This is a genomic window from Streptococcus oralis, from assembly GCF_001075875.1.
GTDB classification, from domain to species: domain Bacteria; phylum Bacillota; class Bacilli; order Lactobacillales; family Streptococcaceae; genus Streptococcus; species Streptococcus oralis_I.
Genome location: NZ_JUOS01000065.1, coordinates 1 through 1,322, shown reverse-complemented (window position 1 = coordinate 1,322; position 1,322 = coordinate 1). Strand labels below are relative to the sequence as shown.

General features: G+C 32.7%; 2 protein-coding genes and 1 riboswitch. Of the genes, one reads left to right on the top strand and one right to left on the bottom strand.

Annotated features, from left to right (window positions below; genetic code table 11):
* Window positions 1-218: 218 nt before the first annotated feature.
* Window positions 219-728 carry a QueT transporter family protein gene (locus ADM33_RS03745; protein ID WP_045763277.1) on the bottom strand — a complete coding sequence of 170 codons (510 nt, stop codon included), beginning with the start codon at window positions 726-728 and terminating at the stop codon, window positions 219-221.
* Window positions 729-826: riboswitch (PreQ1 riboswitch) on the bottom strand.
* Window positions 827-854: 28 nt separating this feature from the next.
* On the opposite strand from ADM33_RS03745, the gene ADM33_RS03740 reads away from it, so the two are divergent.
* The gene (locus ADM33_RS03740; protein WP_049503232.1) at window positions 855-1,289 is read left to right on the top strand and encodes a GtrA family protein; all 435 of its coding nucleotides are present in this window, start codon (window positions 855-857) and stop codon (window positions 1,287-1,289) included.
* The last annotated feature ends 33 nt before the right edge of the window (window positions 1,290-1,322 follow it).

Here is a 1,322-nt window from a genome sequence, read left to right as displayed (position 1 = left end):
AAAAAAAGATAGAAATAAAATAGTGCTAAAAAAATTAACAAAAATCTAATGACCTGATTTTTCCAAAGGACTTCAAAAACTGAAATACGATAACCATACATATTAAAATAATCCCTTTTTTCTTTATTATACCACTTTTGTTGAGCTTCTAGGTTCATGGATAAAGAAAAAAACTGAACAAAGTTCAGCCATTTTCAATAATATTTCATGTGATATCTTTATCTAGTCAAATCAAGACGTTTACCGATTTTTCCGATAAGAATAGCACCAACAATGAGTGAAGCGAATTCTCCGATAGCAGTTGTAAACCAAGTTAAGAAGAAAGGTGCTTCTGCTACGATGTTCAATTCAGCAGCAATGGTGATCATTGAAATCGAAAAAAGAATTGAAAAGAAGAAATGATCTTTTCGGATCAATCCATTAAAAAGATAGTCTTTTTTATATTTGCTAAACAACCATACGCCTAAACTTAGGAAGACAAGAGTTGATCCTCCACCAACCGCGACATCGATGATTCCAAAACTGAAGAAATTAGCAATCATACAGCCAAGAGTAACACCGATAATGTACTTAGGATTGTAAAAGGCAAGAAAATTCATCATTTCAGAAATACGGAACTGATATGCACCGTAACTGATAGCATTAAGGGGTGGTGTGATTGTCAAAACCACATAAATTGCTGCGACAATGGCAATATCTGCCAAATCACGGACAGTAAGTTTTTTCATCTATTATTCTCCTTTAGCGATTAACCCGCGTATAATATGCTTGGTGAAAGAAGCTAAGCACCAAGGGTTGAACAAGTCAACCTTTCAAGTATAGCACATTTATGTCCTTTATGCTATACTATTTTTATGAAAACATGCATAAAAAATTTTTTCGATAATGAAATCCTCTCCTACTTATTTTTTGGAGTTGCAACGACACTTGTTTCTATCATTGTTCGTATCACTATTTTTTACTTTTTCCAACAAGAATTATGGGCGACTGCTCTGGGAAATATAGCTGGAATTCTGTTTGCTTTTTTCACCAATGATACCATTGTTTTTAAACAGAAACGAAAAAATTGGTTCAAGCGTCTGATAAAATTTACGACTGCAAGATTCATAACTTTCTTATTAGATCTGCTCCTGACCTTTATTTTTGTGACAAGTTACCCTCATATTATCGGTCAGTTTGTAGGTGATAATCTCAATACTATCAATACAATTGAGACTATTTTTGCACAAGTTACTATCATAGTCCTCAATTACATCTTCAGTAAAGTTTTTGTTTTTAAAAAACAATAAGCATACTTCTTGCATTCAACAGATGATTAAGTT